This is a genomic window from Jannaschia sp. S6380 (genome assembly GCF_023015695.1).
GTDB lineage: Bacteria > Pseudomonadota > Alphaproteobacteria > Rhodobacterales > Rhodobacteraceae > Jannaschia.
Window position 1 is genome coordinate 1447744 of the sequence record NZ_JALKAS010000001.1, and the last position, 15208, is coordinate 1462951.

15 protein-coding genes are annotated in these 15208 nt (G+C 69.1%); 3 read left to right on the forward strand and 12 right to left on the reverse strand.

The window, feature by feature from the left end; all coding sequences use genetic code 11:
• Positions 1-33: 33 nt before the first annotated feature.
• The 3 genes from MWU52_RS07405 (at position 34) to MWU52_RS07415 (ending at position 2460) form a co-directional block, all read left to right on the forward strand.
• The gene (locus MWU52_RS07405) at positions 34-723 is read left to right on the forward strand and encodes a M48 family metallopeptidase (protein ID WP_246950773.1); all 690 of its coding nucleotides are present in this window, start codon (positions 34-36) and stop codon (positions 721-723) included.
• A 72-nt stretch (positions 724-795) separates the two neighbouring features.
• On the forward strand, positions 796-1659 hold the full coding sequence (locus MWU52_RS07410) for a PfkB family carbohydrate kinase (RefSeq protein WP_246950775.1): 864 nt from the start codon (positions 796-798) through the stop codon (positions 1657-1659).
• 84 nt (positions 1660-1743) lie between these two features.
• Positions 1744-2460 (forward strand): DUF502 domain-containing protein, encoded by a 717-nt coding sequence (locus MWU52_RS07415; protein WP_246950776.1) that lies wholly within the window; start codon positions 1744-1746, stop codon positions 2458-2460.
• 22 nt (positions 2461-2482) lie between these two features.
• Here MWU52_RS07415 and MWU52_RS07420 read toward each other — a convergent pair whose 3' ends face one another.
• From MWU52_RS07420 to MWU52_RS07475, 12 genes are all read right to left on the reverse strand, one after another.
• On the reverse strand, positions 2483-2755 hold the full coding sequence (locus tag MWU52_RS07420; protein WP_246950778.1) for a hypothetical protein: 273 nt from the start codon (positions 2753-2755) through the stop codon (positions 2483-2485).
• A 45-nt stretch (positions 2756-2800) separates the two neighbouring features.
• Positions 2801-4177, reverse strand: a complete 1377-nt coding sequence (gene murD / locus MWU52_RS07425) for a UDP-N-acetylmuramoyl-L-alanine--D-glutamate ligase (protein WP_246950780.1) — start codon at positions 4175-4177, stop codon at positions 2801-2803.
• Positions 4174-4386 carry a hypothetical protein gene (locus MWU52_RS07430; protein ID WP_246950783.1) on the reverse strand — a complete coding sequence of 71 codons (213 nt, stop codon included), beginning with the start codon at positions 4384-4386 and terminating at the stop codon, positions 4174-4176. Before MWU52_RS07430 ends, murD begins: the two co-directional genes overlap by 4 nt.
• 2 nt (positions 4387-4388) lie before the next feature.
• On the reverse strand, positions 4389-5471 hold the full coding sequence (gene mraY / locus MWU52_RS07435) for a phospho-N-acetylmuramoyl-pentapeptide-transferase (RefSeq protein WP_246950785.1): 1083 nt from the start codon (positions 5469-5471) through the stop codon (positions 4389-4391).
• Positions 5472-5478: 7 nt separating this feature from the next.
• On the reverse strand, positions 5479-6867 hold the full coding sequence (gene murF, locus MWU52_RS07440; protein ID WP_246950786.1) for a UDP-N-acetylmuramoyl-tripeptide--D-alanyl-D-alanine ligase: 1389 nt from the start codon (positions 6865-6867) through the stop codon (positions 5479-5481).
• A complete protein-coding gene (locus MWU52_RS07445; RefSeq protein ID WP_246950787.1) occupies positions 6864-8318 on the reverse strand; it encodes a UDP-N-acetylmuramoyl-L-alanyl-D-glutamate--2,6-diaminopimelate ligase in 1455 nt (484 codons plus the stop codon). Before MWU52_RS07445 ends, murF begins: the two co-directional genes overlap by 4 nt.
• 53 nt (positions 8319-8371) lie before the next feature.
• Complete coding sequence (locus MWU52_RS07450) at positions 8372-10186, reverse strand: penicillin-binding protein 2 (RefSeq protein WP_246950788.1); 1815 nt, start codon at positions 10184-10186, stop codon at positions 8372-8374.
• A complete protein-coding gene (locus tag MWU52_RS07455) occupies positions 10183-10626 on the reverse strand; it encodes a hypothetical protein (protein WP_246950789.1) in 444 nt (147 codons plus the stop codon). Before MWU52_RS07455 ends, MWU52_RS07450 begins: the two co-directional genes overlap by 4 nt.
• The gene (rsmH, locus tag MWU52_RS07460) at positions 10623-11603 is read right to left on the reverse strand and encodes a 16S rRNA (cytosine(1402)-N(4))-methyltransferase RsmH (RefSeq protein WP_246950790.1); all 981 of its coding nucleotides are present in this window, start codon (positions 11601-11603) and stop codon (positions 10623-10625) included. The genes MWU52_RS07455 and rsmH overlap by 4 nt, the downstream gene beginning before the upstream one ends.
• Before the next feature lie 21 nt (positions 11604-11624).
• Positions 11625-12131: a cell division/cell wall cluster transcriptional repressor MraZ gene (locus tag MWU52_RS18085; RefSeq protein WP_246950791.1), complete on the reverse strand. Its 507-nt coding sequence runs from the start codon at positions 12129-12131 to the stop codon at positions 11625-11627.
• A gap of 727 nt (positions 12132-12858) precedes the next feature.
• Positions 12859-13938: an Mrp/NBP35 family ATP-binding protein gene (locus MWU52_RS07470; RefSeq protein WP_246950793.1), complete on the reverse strand. Its 1080-nt coding sequence runs from the start codon at positions 13936-13938 to the stop codon at positions 12859-12861.
• A 26-nt stretch (positions 13939-13964) separates the two neighbouring features.
• Entirely contained in the window at positions 13965-15158 is a 1194-nt protein-coding gene (locus MWU52_RS07475) for an MFS transporter (protein WP_246950796.1), read from the reverse strand.
• Between the last annotated feature and the right edge of the window lie 50 nt (positions 15159-15208).

Genomic DNA, 15208 nt, shown 5'->3' on the forward strand with positions numbered 1-15208 from the left:
CCCATCCGGCGGGGCCGGACCCATATTGACGGGATGATAAAGCTGCCCGCCCTCCTGCTCGCGATCGCATACGGCCTCGTCCTGTGGGCGTTCTCGGCCTGGCGTCTGAAGCGTCAGATGGACAGCACCTCCACCCCGCTGCGCGACCCGGATCTGGATCGGGTCCTGGGCCGGTTGGCGCAGGTGCTCGACGTGCCGCGCATCAAGGTGAACGTCCATGAGGTGGAACCCGTCAACGGGCTGGCCGCGCCGGACGGGCGCATCTTCATCACCCGCGGCTTCCTGCGGCGCTACGAGGCCGGGGACGTCACCGCCGAGGAGATGGCCAGCGTCGTCGCACACGAGCTGGGCCACGTGGCCCTTGGCCACGCGCGGCGGCGGCTGATCGACTTTTCGGGCCAGAACGCGATCCGCGTCGTGTTGATGGGCGTCCTAGGGCGGGTCATCCCCGGCATAGGCCTGTGGCTCGCGAACATGGTGGCCTCGCTGGTCGCCGCGCGCCTGTCGCGCCAGGACGAGTATGAGGCCGACGCCTATGCCAGCGCCCTGCTGGTAAAGGCCGGCATCGGGACGGCCCCACAGAAGGAGATGTTCCGCAAGCTGTCGCGTCTGACCGGCGCCGGCGGCCGCGGCGCCCCCGCCTGGTTGATGAGCCATCCGCAGACCGACGACCGCATCGCCGCGATCGAGGCGAACGAGGCCCGCTGGTCCCTGCCCACCTGACGCGGCCCCCGGGGGCGGCCGGTGCGGCGGGTTTGGCTGGACCCCGCGACGCGCATGCGGCATCCCGGCCGGATGACGCCGGATATCCTTTGCATCGGGTCGGTCCTGTGGGACGTGATCGGCCGCTCGAACGCCCACATGGACAAGGGGTCGGACGTGCCCGGCCGCATCGTCCGCCTTCCCGGCGGCGTCGCGCTGAACATCGCCATGGCCGCCCGCGCCTATGGCATGACCCCGGCGCTCCTGTCGGTCGTGGGTCGCGACGCCGAGGGCGACGAACTGGTCGCCGCGCTGGACCGCCTGGGGCTGGTGACGTCGACCCTCTATCGCTCCGACGACCTTCCGACCGACGTCTACATGGCCGTCGAAGGCGGCAACGGCCTGATCGCCGCCATCGCCGACGCCCACTCGCTCGAGGCTGCGGGCGACAAGATCCTGCGCCCGCTGGATGCGATGGCGTTCGACGGGCCGATCGCCGTCGACGGCAACCTCACGCAGGACCTACTGGCGCAGATGGCGACGTCGGCACGGTTCCGCGGGGCCGATCTGCGCATCGCGCCCGCCTCGCCCGGCAAGGCCGAACGGCTGCTGCCATTCCTGTCGCATCCCTTAGCCACGCTCTACGTCAACCTCGAGGAAGCGGGACTGCTGCTTCACAAGCCGCAGCCGGACGCCGCGACGGCCGCCGCCGCGCTGCGCAAACGCGGCCTGCACCGCGCGCTGGTCACCGACGGCCCGCGTGCGGCCGCCTGCGCCGGGCCCGACGGGGTGGTGTCGCGCCCGCCGCGCGCGGTGATGGTGACCCGCGTGACCGGGGCGGGCGACACGTTCATGGCAGCCCATATCGCCGCCGAGGTCGACGGCATGGCCACGACGGCGGCGCTGGACCGCGCGTTGGACGCCGCCGCGACCTATGTATCGGGCGACACGTACTGAAACCGACCAGGTGCGGCTCGCGACTTGTCTGTCGGCGAGCCGCGTCATATGTCGAACCGGACCCGACGACGGAATACCGCCTCCATGCAGCTCGGCGAAGAACAGTCCCAGCGCCCCGCGCGCCCTGGCATCCTGGCCCGGTTGAGGAACAACTTCCTGACCGGTCTGATCGTGATCGCCCCGATCGGCCTGACGTTCTGGCTGATCTGGTCGGTCATCGGCTGGATCGACGGGTGGGTCCTGCCCTTCGTGCCGTTCCGCTATCGCCCGGACATCTGGCTGTTGAACCAGTTCGGCCTCGACCTCGACATTCGCGGCATCGGGGTTGCGTTCTTCCTTCTGTTCACCCTCCTCGTGGGCTGGGCGGCCAAGGGCATCATCGGTCGGTCGATCCTGCGCCAGGCGGAAAACCTGGTCCAGAACCTGCCCATCGTCCGCTCGGTCTATAGCGGCCTCAAGCAGATTGCCGAAACGATCCTCGCGCAGGATCAATCCAGCTTCGAAACGGCGTGTCTGGTCGAGTACCCGCGTCGCGGGATCTGGGCCATCGGCTTCGTGTCGACGACCGCCAAGGGCGAGATCGCCGCCCGGGCCGAGGCGTCCATGGTCTCGGTCTTCCTGCCGACGACGCCGAACCCGACCTCGGGATTTCTGCTGTTCGTTCCCGCCGACGACATCATCGAGCTGGACATGTCCGTCGAAGATGCCGCCAAGCTGGTGATTTCGGCGGGCCTGGTCTATCCGGGCGCCAACGGCAATGGCGATGCCATCCCCGGCCTGGAAGCCCCGACCCGCACCTGATCGCGGGCCGGGCAGCGTCGACCTAGAGCGCGCCGCCCTGATCGGACGGCCGGCGGTATTCACCATCGTGGATGTGATCCAGCCGTTCCTGCACCGCCGATGGCAGTGTCTCGGGGCGGAGCAATACCTTGCCGTCATGCGCCGAGGCGACGCTCTCCGGGCCGATCTCGATGTCGCCGTAGCCTTCGATGTAGACGGTCAGGATCGACGGACGCACCTCGCGCACGGCGCCAATGCCGACACTTCCGTCCTTCACGAAAACCTCGTCCTCGACGCGAATGGTGGACAGGGGCATCACGACCTCCTCGACATAGCGCACGAGGCAGGAACCCTCGTGTCGCTAATCGAGTTCCGCCACGCGCCGCGCGAAATCCTCGCCGCGCTTCTCGAAGCTGTCGTATTGGTCGAAGCTCGCCGCGGCGGGGGCCAGCAGGACCGTCTCGCCCGGTCGCGCATCCGCGGCGGCCCGGGCCACGGCGGTGGCCATGTCGGTGCAGATTTCCGCCTCGACCCCGCTGCCCAGCGCCAGGGCGAACGCCTGCGCCTCGCGCCCGATGACATAGGCGCGGGCGATACGGCCCAGATGCGGCTGCAGCGCCTCCAGCCCGCCCTCCTTCTGCAGGCCCCCGCAGATCCAGCGGATGCCGTCGAAGGCTTGCAGGGCCTGCGCCGCCGCGTCGACATTCGTGGCCTTCGAGTCGTTGACGAAGGTCACGCCGCCCCGCTCCGCGATCCGCTGGCTGCGATGCGGCAGCCCCGGATAGGATCGCAACCCCGCCTCGATGTCGCGCGGCGACAGGCCCAGCGCGCGGGCCGCGCCCCAGGCGGCGCAGGCATTCTGGTGATTGTGCCGCCCCGGCAGGCCCGGCACATTGCGCAGGTCGACGGACGCAACCTGCCGGCCCTTGCGATGCTCGGCCAACCAGCCCTTCTTTGCCGTCACCTGCCAGCCCGGCCCTTTCAGCGCAGCGGTCGAGATCCGGATCACGCGGTCGTCGCCCGGCGCCTCCTGCAACTGGTTGGCAAGAAACCGGCCCTCATCCTCGTCGACGCCGATGACCGCGCGGTCCGGCCCGCCTTCGGCGAACAACCGGCGCTTCGCGGCGAAATACCCCCCCGGTCCGGCATGACGGTCCAGATGATCGGGCGAGAGGTTCGTGAATACGGCGACATCCGGCGTCAGGCTGCGCGCGAGTTCGGTCTGATAGCTCGACAGCTCCAGCACCACGATCTCGTCCGTGCCCGGCGGGTCGAGATCCAGCACGCCACGCCCGATATTGCCGGCCAGATGCGCCCTCCGTCCGGCCTGGGTCAGCACGTGATGCAGAAGGGCCGAGGTCGTCGATTTTCCGTTCGATCCTGTGATCGCGACCGTCCGGGGGGCATCATGGCCGAGCGAGCGGAAGAACAGTCCGATATCGTTGTCGACCGCCACGCCCGCGTCCCAGGCCGCGCGGATTGCGCGATGCGGCGCTGGGTAGAGATGGGAGATGCCGGGCGACGTGACCAGCGTGACGACGCCATCGAGCGCGCCGGGCTTCGTCAGGTCGCGTATCACGAATCCCTCGGCCTTGGCGGCATCGCGCGCCCCGGCCCCGTCGTCCCAGACGACCACATCCGCGCCGCCCGCCCTCAACGCGCGCGCGGCGCTCAGGCCACTGCGCCCCAGGCCCAGGACGGCGACCGAGGCCCCCTCGAACCCGCGCACGGGGATCATTCCTGCATCGCCATTTCGCGGCCCATCTGTTTCAGCGCCTCCCACGGGGACGGGTCGAGGACGGGAAAGCCCGGCCCTTCGCGGTACCCCTGCACGATCGGGACCGCCAGGATCACGGCCCCGATCAAGAAAGCCGCCGCCCCCCAGCGCGCCGCGCGGACGCCCAGCGACAACGGCGGGCCCTTTCGATCGACCAGGGGGTTCCGCATCCTCAGCGCACCTTCAAGGTGGCCAGCCCGATCAGCGCGAGGATCAGTGCGATGATCCAGAACCGGATGACGACCTGCGGCTCAGCCCAGCCCTTCTTTTCGAAGTGGTGGTGGATCGGCGCCATCAGGAACACCCGCTTGCCGGTCCGTTTGAAATACAGGACCTGGATGATGACCGACAGCGCCTCGACCACGAAGAGGCCGCCGATGATCGCCCAGACCAGCTCGTGCTTGGTGACGACCGCGATCGTCCCCAACGCCCCGCCAAGTGCCAGCGAACCGGTATCGCCCATGAAGACCGCCGCCGGCGGGGCGTTGTACCACAGAAAGCCGAGCCCGCCGCCGATCAGGCCGGCGCTGAAGATCAGAAGTTCACCCGTCCCGGGCACGTAGTGAACATCGAGATATTCGGTGAAATCGACCCGCCCCACCGCATAGGAGATCACCCCCAGCGTGCCCGCCGCGATCATTACCGGCATGATCGCCAGACCGTCCAGCCCGTCGGTCAGGTTCACCGCGTTCGCGGATCCGACGATGACGATCATCACGAACGGGATATACACCAGACCCATGTTCAGAAGGACATCCTTGAAGACCGGAAAGGCCAGCTGGCTTTCCAGCGCCGGGGGATGCACCCAGATCGCCACCAGGGCCGCGACCAGCGCGATGACGAACCCCAGTGCCAAGCGGACGCGCCCGGGCACGCCCTTGTGGTTTCCGGCGCTGACCTTGGCGTAGTCGTCCACGAACCCGATGGCGCCGAAGCAGATAGTGACGCCGAGGACCAGCCAGACATATGGGTTGTCCAGCCGCCCGAACATGAGGGTGGCGACCGTCACCGCGCCCAGGATCAGGACGCCGCCCATCGTCGGCGTGCCGGCCTTGGCCATGTGCGTCTCGGGCCCGTCGTCGCGGATCGGCTGGCCCCGGCCCTGACGCTTGCGGAGCAGGTTTATCAACGGCCGTCCGAAGATGAACCCGAAGATCAGCGCGGTGAAGAACGCCCCGCCCGCGCGGACGGTGATGTAGTTGAACAGGTTGAACAGGCCGCCGCCGTCGGAAAAAGTCGTGAGCCAGTAGAACATGTCTTCCCTATCCCTTCGTTCCGGCTTCGCCGAGCGCCTTCAACCCATCCACGAGCCGGGCCATCTTCATCGACAGTGATCCCTTGACCAGCACCGCGTCGCCGGGCCGGATCATATCCCTGAGGTGTCGCGCCATCGCATCGGCATCGGGCGCGTGCTCGCCGCGACGGTCGGGGTGGAGAGCCTCATGCAGCGCCTGCATCAGCGGCCCGACGGTGTGGACGACGTCCAGTTGGCCGGTCGCGGGGTGATCGGCCAGCGCGCGATGCAGGTCGGGGCCGGTCGGGCCCAGCTCCTTCATGTCGCCCAGGATCGCGATGCGACGCCCACGGCGGGGCACCTCGGTCGCGGCAAGCAGATCGAGCGCGGCGCCCACGCTGGCCGGGTTCGCGTTGTAGGCGTCGTCGATCAGGTCGGCGGGCGGGCCATCGGGGTGCAGCACGACGGCATGACGCCGCCCCCGGCCCTCGGGCGGCGTCCAGTCCGCCAGCGCCAACGCGGCCCGCGCCACGTCGCCGCCTATCCCGTCGATCGCGGCCAGCACGGCTAGGCCGTTCAGCGCAAAATGGGCACCGGGCGCGCCGATACGGAACATTAACCGGCCTGCCGGCGTCTCGGCCAGGCAGGCCGACCCATCCGCGCCGGGGCTGACCTCCAACAGACGCCACGTCGCGCCGCGGACGGTTCCGAAGGTGACCAGCCGCCCGGGCGCCAAACCCGCCGGCATCTCCGCATCCGCGTTCCACAGCGCCAGGCCGTCGGGCCCCAACCCCTCGAAAATCGACGCCTTTTCGCGCGCGATACCGGCCAGACCGTCGGCGAAGGCCTCCAGATGGACGGGCGCGACGTTGGTGACCATGGCCACATGGGGGGCCGCCTGGCGCGTCAGTGGCGCGATCTCGCCGGGGTGGTTCATGCCGATTTCGACGATGGCGTAATCGGCATCGGGCGGGATCGAGGCGAGCGTCAGGGGCACGCCCCAATGGTTGTTGTAGGACCGGATCGCCGCATGCGTCGTGCCCTGGACCGAGAGGCAGTGTCGCAGCATCTCCTTGGTGGAGGTCTTGCCGACACTGCCTGTCACGGCGATGACCCGGGCCCGCGCCCTCTCCCGTCCGGCCCGTCCAAGGGCTTCCAGTGCGGTCTGGACGTCATCCACGACCAAGAGCGGCGCATCTTCGCATCCGTTGGGCACCCGATCGACCAACGCGGCCCCCGCGCCCGCCTTCAGCGCGGCGCCCACGAAATCATGTCCGTCCCGCGCGGCCTTCAGGGCGACGAACATCTGGCCGGGCGCGATGTCCCGGCTGTCGATGGCGAAACCGGATACGGACCAGTCGCCGCGCGCCGTGCCGCCGGTCGCCGCCGCGGCCTTCCGGTCCGACCAGAGCGTCATACCTCCCGCCCTTCGAGTGCCGCGACCGAGATCGAAGCCTGTTCCACATCGTCGAACGGAAGGACCATATCGCCCACCGTCTGGCCGTTCTCATGCCCCTTGCCCATTACCAGCAGTGCGTCGCCCGGCTCCAGCATGCCAGCGCCGCGCAGGATCGCCTCGGCCCGGTCGCCGATCTCGATGGCTCCGGGGGCGCCTGCCATCACTTCGGCCCGAATGGCCCCCGGCTCTTCGGAGCGTGGATTGTCGTCGGCGACGATCACCATGTCGGCATGATCGGCCGCGGCCTGCCCCATCATCGGCCGCTTGCCACGATCGCGGTCGCCGCCGGCGCCCACGATGGCGACGATGCGTCCCATGACATGCGGCCGCAGCGCCTGGATGGCGGTGGCGACCGCGTCGGGCGTGTGGGCATAGTCCACGAACACCGCCGCCCCGTTCCGCCGCGTTGCGGCCAGTTGCATCCGCCCGCGCACATTCGCCAGCCTGGGCAAGGCGGCAAACACCGCCTCCGGGTCCTCGCCCGCGGCGATGACCAAGCCGGCGGCCAGCAGCGCGTTCGCGGCCTGGAAGCCGCCGATCAGGTCGAGACGCACCGACGCGGCCCTTCCCTGCCAGCGGAACAGCAACTCCTGCCCGGTCGCATCGAACCGCTGCGCCGTCAGTTGCAGCCGCGCCGCGTCGTTCCGGCCCGTGCCGATGACCTCCTGCCCGCGGCTTTCGCATTGCGCGGCCAGGTCCGGCCCGTGCGGATCGTCCAGATTGATGACGGCGATGCCGTCGCCTGGTAGCAACCGGTCGAACAGACCCGCCTTGGCGGCCAGATACGCCTCCATCGTGCCGTGATAGTCCAGATGGTCCTGCGTCAGGTTGGTGAAGCCCGCAGCCGCCAGCCGCACCGCCTCCAGCCGCCGCTGGTCGAGGCCGTGGGAGGAGGCCTCCATCGCCGCATGGGTCACGCCGAAATCGGCCATTTCGGCCAATAGCTGATGCAGGGTGATAGGTTCGGGCGTGGTATGGCCGGATGGGGCGTGAAAGGCCCCCTCCACCCCGGTCGTGCCGATATTCGCCGCCGTCAGCCCCAGCGAATCCCAGATTTGCCGCGTGAAGCTGGCCACGCTGGTCTTGCCGTTGGTGCCCGTAACCGCGACCATGACGTCCGGCTGCGTCCCGGCCATCAATGCCGCAGCGAAGGCAAGCGCCGTGCGCGGGTCCTCGACCACGACGGCGGTCGCGCCCGCGGGCAACATGGCGGCGCCTTCGCGGTCAGTCAGCACCGCCACGGCCCCGCGCGCCAGAGCGTCGGTCGCGAACCGCGCGCCGTGGGTGGCGGTGCCGGGCAGCGCGGCGAACAAGTCGCCCGCACGCACCTTGCGATTGTCGACGGCCAGTCCGGTCACGGTCAGATCGGCCGGCCCCGTCAGTCCCAGTTCGGATAGTGTCTTCTGCATCTATCGCGTCTCCCGACGCCGGACGCCCTAGCGCGCGACGGCGCCTGCGTCCATCACCGCACTGCGGCTTGTGTCAGATATGCACCGAAGGCGTCCGCGCCCGGGTCGAAATCGGGCCGCATCCCGAGAAGCGGCGCGATCCGCCGCACGACCTCCGATGCGACGGGAACGGCGGTCCAGCCGGCGGTACGCCGCTCCTCGCCCGCGGCCTGGACCGACGGCTCGTCCAGAGTGACCACGATCACGTATTCGGGGTCCTGTGCGGGAAAGACACCGGCGAAGGTGGTGATGACCTTGTCGTCGTAATATCCGCCGGTCGGGCTGGGTTTGTCCGCGGTGCCGGTCTTGCCGGCCAACTGATAGCCCTCGACCTCGGCCAGCGAGGCGGTGCCCCGGGTGACGACCTGTCGCAACATGTGCCGCGCCTCGGCCGAGACGCGGGGGCTGACCACGCGGGGTCCCGGGGCCGGCGCCTCTTCGCGCGCCAGGAGCGTCGGCGCGACGCGTGTGCCCCCGTTCAAAAGGGACGCATAGGCCGTGGCAAGGTGCAGCGGCGAGGCCGACAGCCCGTGTCCATAGCTGATCGTCATGGTCGAGATGTCGGGCCAGCGCGTGGGCAAGATCGGACGCGCGCCCGGTGCCTCGGTCAACTCCACCGGCGTCGCCTCGAAGAAGCCGAGCGAGCGCAGGAACGCCTGCTGGCGCGCCGCCCCGATGTCGAGCGCCATGCGCGCGGTGCCGATGTTCGAGGACTTGACGATCACGTCCGTCACCGAAAGCTGCGCGCCGTAGTTGTGAAAGTCCCGGATCCGGAACCGGCCCTGGCGCAGCGGCCCGGTCGTGTCGATCATCGTCCCGGCATTGGTCAGGCCGAGTTCCAGCGATTGGGCGGCGGTGAAGATCTTGAACGTCGAACCAAGCTCGTAGACGCCCTGCACCGCACGGTTGAACAGCGGGTCGTCGCCGCGATCCCCTTCGGTGCGGACCTGCGGGCGGTCGTTGGGGTCGAAGTCCGGTAGGCTGGCCAGCGCCACGATCTCGCCGGTGCGCACGTTCATCAGGATCGCGGCCGCGCCCTTCGCGTTCATGAGCCGGCGGCCGGAATCGAGCACGCGCTCCATCGCCGTCTGCACCGATAGATCCACCGACAGGCGAAGCGGCGCCCCCTCGCGCGCAGGGTCGCGCAGGTAGGTGTCGAACACCGCCTCGACGCCGGCCACGCCCTTGATCTCGGCGGCGCGGACGTCCTGTGCGCCATAGCGTGCACCGCCGAGCACGTGGCTGGCCAGCGGGCCGTTGGGATAGACGCGCATCTCGCGCTGCCCGAACAGAAGGCCCGGCTCGCCCAGGTCGTGGACGGCCTGCTGCTGCTCGGGCGAGATGTTGCCCTTGAGCCAGTAGAACTTGGACCCGCCGGTGAAGCGCCGTGTCCAGGTCTCGGCGTTCATGTCGGGGAAGATGCGGGCCAGCCCCTCGGCGGCGGCGGCCGGATCGACCATCAGATGCGGCTGCGCATAGAGCGCGGTGGCCGTCACGTTGGTCGCGAGGACACGGCCCTGCCGATCGGTGATGTCGGCCCGCGCCGATACGATGCCCGCGCCCGACAAGCCGCCCGTCGCTGGTTCCCGCGCCTCGGAGGCGGAGATCGCGCCCATCTTCAACCCGATCACGGCGAAACCGGCGATGAAGCACGCAGCGGTGAACTTCAGGCGACGCTCGGCCCGCGCGCGGGTCTTTTCGGGGTTCTCGCGCGGGGGGACGGCCACGGCCGGGCGTGGCCGTGGCCCCCGGGGGGTGACCGGCACGAACGGATCGGTCGCGAGCGCGGGCCGCCTGCGACGCGGCAATCGGGCGAAGAAGCGCTTCACGGCAGTTGTTCTCCGTCATCGGCCAGCGTCGGCGGCGCGATCAGCCGCGGGGCGGCGTCGGCGCCGAAGCGATGGTTCATGACGATGACCTCGCCGATTTCGGCCTCCAGCTCCAGCGCGGCCCAATCCTGTCCCGGCCATTCGGGCGCGGGCGGGGGATAGCCGACCTGATCGATCAGGCCGAAATGGTCCGGGGCGAGCGGCATCAGGCCCAGCGACTCGAAGTTCATCTCGGCCAGTTCGTGCAGGCGATCGGGGCGGTTCAGATAGGCCCATTCCGCGCGAAGCATCGACAGCTCCTGATGGCGGGCCCCGATCTCGCGCTCCAGTTTGGCGACCGCGCGTTCGGTGGCGCGGGTCTTGTATCCCGAACCGTAGGCCCAGAACGCCAGGCCGACGACCGCGCAGATCGACAGCGCATAGAGGAACGCGCGCATCATCCGCCCACCAGCCTCACCGGATCGGGCAGGCCGAGCGTACGACGCTCCACCCGACCTGCAGGCGCCTCCGTGCGCCGCGCGAGGCGCAGGCGCGCCGACCTGGCCCGGGGGTTGGACGCGACCTCGCCCGCGTCGGGCGCGATGGCCTTGTTGGCGGCCTCGAAGGCGGGGGCGCGCGCCTCGCGTTCGGGGGCGTGCCGGCTGCCGCCGCCGCCGCGGTCGGAACGGTCGGCGAGGAAGCGTTTCACCGCGCGATCCTCGACAGAATGAAAGGTGACGACCGCCAGCCAGCCGCCGGGGCGAAGCACCCGTTCGGCCGCGGAAAGCCCTTCGGCCAGCTCGCCGAACTCGTCGTTCACGGCGATGCGGATGGCCTGGAAACTGCGCGTGGCGGGATGCGACTGGCCGGGCTTGGGCCGGGGCAGGTTCGCCGCGACGACTTCGGCCAACTCGCCGGTGGTCTCGAACGGGGTGTCCGCCCGGCGACGCACGATGGCGCGCGCGATACGGCGGGCCGCCCGCTCCTCGCCATAGCGGTGCAGGACGTCGGCCAACGCCCCTTCGGACAGATCGTTCACGAGATCGGCCGCGGTCGGCCCCGCATCACCCATCCGCATGTCGAGCGGGCCGTCGCGCATGAAGCTGAACCCGCGCTCCTCGCGGTCGAGCTGCATCGAACTGACACCCAGATCCAGCACGACGCCGTCCACGCCATTGGCGGCTTCCGGCACCTCGTCCATCTTCGAGAACACGTTCTTGACCAAAACCACTCGTCCGTCCGCCCATTCGCGCGCCATCTGGTGAGCCAGCGGATCGCGGTCGAGACCGATCACCCGGTCCGCGCCCGCCTCCAGCAGCCCCCGCGTGTATCCGCCGGCGCCCATGGTCGCATCCAACCATAGCCCTTTGACGGGGGCCACGTTTTCGAGAATCGCGGCCAGAAGAACGGGGACATGTGGCGCGCCGGACTCAGTCATGGGCACCCCTCGGGGCGCCCGTCATTCCGGCGTCCGACGCTTCTTGGGCAGGAGCGAGGTGACGGGCACACCTTCGGGCAACTCGTGCAGGACGGATTTGAGGCGGCTGGTGGCGCTGGACGGCGCATCGGGCGAATGCAGGCGGAAGGTCTTGCCCTTGCCCGCGAAAACGGCGGCATCCGTGATGCCGATACGTTCGCGCAGCGCGGCGTTCAGGATCAACCGGCCACTATCGTCGACCGAGACGGTGTCGGCGTTCATGTAGAAGTAGTCCTCCAGCGCCTCGCGGTGGGGATCGCCTTCATCCATCTCCTCGATCATCTCGCCCATCTCGGCGGCGCCCTGCATCGTATAGATGGTGTAGAAGGGCACGCGATCGTCGCCGAAGCACAGAACCATGCGCGGGTTCGTCCCCGCCTCGCGGTCGGGATCGCAGGCGTCGAGCACGCGACGGAAGTCGGCCGGGATCGAGACCCTGCCCTTCGCGTCCACCTTGTGGGTGCTGGTACCTCGGAAGCGTTGCTCCACCGACCGTTCCTGTCTGCGGGCGCCGGTGAGGCGCGCGTGCTTCCCCCGCGGGATTGAAAACGTAAAAGGGCGGATCGGGTGTCTGCCAATACCCGATCCGCCCTATCTTCCCTTTGCCGGAACCCGTTCCCGGGTCCCGCGCAGGGCGCCGTCGGCGCGCTGTCACCTGGGGGGATGTCTGCTCACTGCGCGCTTCCGAACCTTGTCGTCCAGAGACGTTTGGGGGGTGCCTGTTTTGACCTGCCTCGTTTGGGTTCTAGGGGTCTGAGATCTGCGCCTCTTTCCTCCCCGTGCTCTGTAAGGACTTGATGCCATGCGAACGCTGGTCTGGGAAGCCCCTTCATGCCCCTCCATCCCACTTTTCTTATCCACAGGATGTGGGTAAGGCTGTGGATACCATTAGATTCCACAACATGTTGTGTTTGGCAGAAGATTGCTTAAGCAGGTTTTGTTCAAACGGGCTCTGCCAACATCTCAAATTTGCGCCGGCGGATCGTGGCCCATTCTACACAGTTCGCCGACCTCGCCCAATGCGTGAAAAATCCCAGTTTACAGGTCAGCGAAAATCGTTCTTCACGCGCGATCGCTTTGACGCCATATTTTACAGGGGTGGCAGCTGTCGAGACCGCAACTTGCGAATCGGAACGCCCTTTCGGGCCGGCACCATGGATAGAATCGGCAGATCTCCATTCGGCGGCGGGGGCATGAAATCCCCGCCGGTGGCATATCAGGCCATGCCGTCGTCGATCAGACGTCGCGCCAGCGTGGCGAAGCGATCGGCCATGACCCCCTCGCCCAAGGCCACGGGCGCGCCCCCATCGCCGGCCAGACGTGTCTCCAGATCGATCGGCAGCGTCCCCAGAAGCGGCAGGCCGAGCCGCCGCGCCTCCTCGGCCACGCCACCATGGCCGAAGATATGCGCCTCGTGCCCGCATTCGGGACAATGGAACAGCGACATGTTCTCTATCAGGCCGAGCACCGGCGTCTTGACCTGCGCGAACATGTCGAGCGCCTTGCGCGCGTCCAGAAGCGAGACATCCTGCGGCGTCGACACGACGATGGCGCCGTCGACGACCGTCTTGGTGCAAAGCGTCAGCTGCACGTCGCCCGTCCCCGGCGGCAGATCGACGACCAGCACGTCCAGCGCCTCGCCCGTGTGGTGGGTCCAGGCGACCTGGCCCAGCATCTGCTGCAGCGCGCCCATCAGCATCGGGCCGCGCCAGACGACGGCCTTGTCCTCGGGCAGCATCAGACCGATGGACATGATGGTCACCCCATGTGCCCGAAGCGGATGGATCGTCTTGCCGTCGGGCGAGGCCGGGCGCGCGTTGGCACCCATCATCCGCGGCTGGCTGGGGCCGTAGATGTCAGCGTCCAGCAGCCCCACGCGGCGCCCCTGCCGGGCGAGTGCCACCGCCAGGTTCGCGCTGACCGTCGACTTGCCGACGCCGCCCTTTCCCGATGCGATGGCCAGCACGCGCGCCACGCCCGGAACGCGGCGCGGTCCGTCCTGCGGCTTCGGATGCCCCCCGATTTTCAGCGCGGGCGGGGCCTTTTCCGCCGTGGGCGCGGTCAGAACGGCCTGCACCCGGCCAGCGCCCGGCAGGTTCGCGACGACCCTTTCAGCTGCGGCGCGCAGGGGTTCCGAGACCTCGGCGATCTCGGCCGACGGCACCTCGATCACGAAACGGATGTCGGATCCGTCGACGACAAGCGCGCGGATCATATCGGACGCGATCAGGTTGCCCCCTCCGGGAATCTCGATCGTTGCGAGTGCGGCGGTCACGTCGTCGCGGCTGATGCTCATGTCGGGGCCTCCTCGGGGGTTGCCCCCTAGGTGATCCCGCGATCCGGGGATGACAAGGCCAGCAGGGCGGCCACCGCACCGCCAGCCAGGCCCATCCCGACCAGCGCGGCGGGCATTCCCACCAGGCCGGACAGAACGCCCAACAATCCCGAACCGAGCGCCACCGCGCCGATGCCGACCACGACCCAGAGCGACATGACGCGGCCGCGCAGGTCATCGGGCAAAGCTTCCTGCACCGCCGTCTGGAGGCCGACACCGCAAAACGTCGATGCGAAGCCCAGGATGCCCGTCCAGGCCAGGGCCGCGATCCAGGATGTCGAGAGGCCGAGGAATGCCAGCGACAGGACACCGCCCAGCAGAACCACGCGCGTGGACGGGGAGATGCCGACCTGTCCGGCCGTCGCGGTCTTGGCCAGCGCCGCCACCAGCGCGCCTGCCCCGGCCGCCGCGGTCAGTATACCCAAACCCGCAGCGCCCCGGTCGTGCACCCCTTCGGCCATGACCGGCAGCAGTTCCAGATAGCCGCGGACAAGGATCGCCATGGCCGCCGTCAGCGAAAGCGCGCGCCGCGCGACGGGCGTGGCGGCGACATAGCGCAGCGCCTCGGCGATACCGTCGCGCAGCGACCTCCCGGCCCGTCCGGACGGCAATGCGCGTGGCGCCATCCAGCGGACCGCAACCAGCATCGGAACGTAGAGCATCGCCGAAAGGCCCAGCGTCGCCACCGGGCCGACCGTGGCGAGCGCCACGCCGGTCAGCACCGGCGCGATCATGCGCGCGAGGTTGAAGTTCAACGCCGAGAGCGCGACGACATTCGACACGTCAGCCTGCGGCACCAAGCGCGGGCCTAGCGACATCCGCACCGGGTGGTGCGCCGCCGTGACCAACCCGATCGCCAGCGCCAGCGCAACGAGCGAGCCGCGCCCCAGACCCGGCCCCGCCGCAAGCAGCGTGGCAAGCACCAGAAGGCCGCACATCGCCCCCGACGTGGCCATCAGCGCGCGCCGGATATCGGTCCGGTCGACCAGAACGCCGAAGACGGGGCCCGCAAGGATGGTCGGTGCCAAGCCCAGCGCGGCGATCAAGCCCACGAACGGGGCCGACCCGGAAACCTGCCACGCGAGCCATCCCAACGTGACGCGCTGCGCCCAGAGCGCCTGCACCAGTGGCACCGCGGCTAAGAAATAGGCCCGGAAGCCGGTATGGGACAGCGCGCTCATCCCACCGGAGCTAGCCCGCCTGCCGTCAAGTCCATCTGACGCAACGTTTG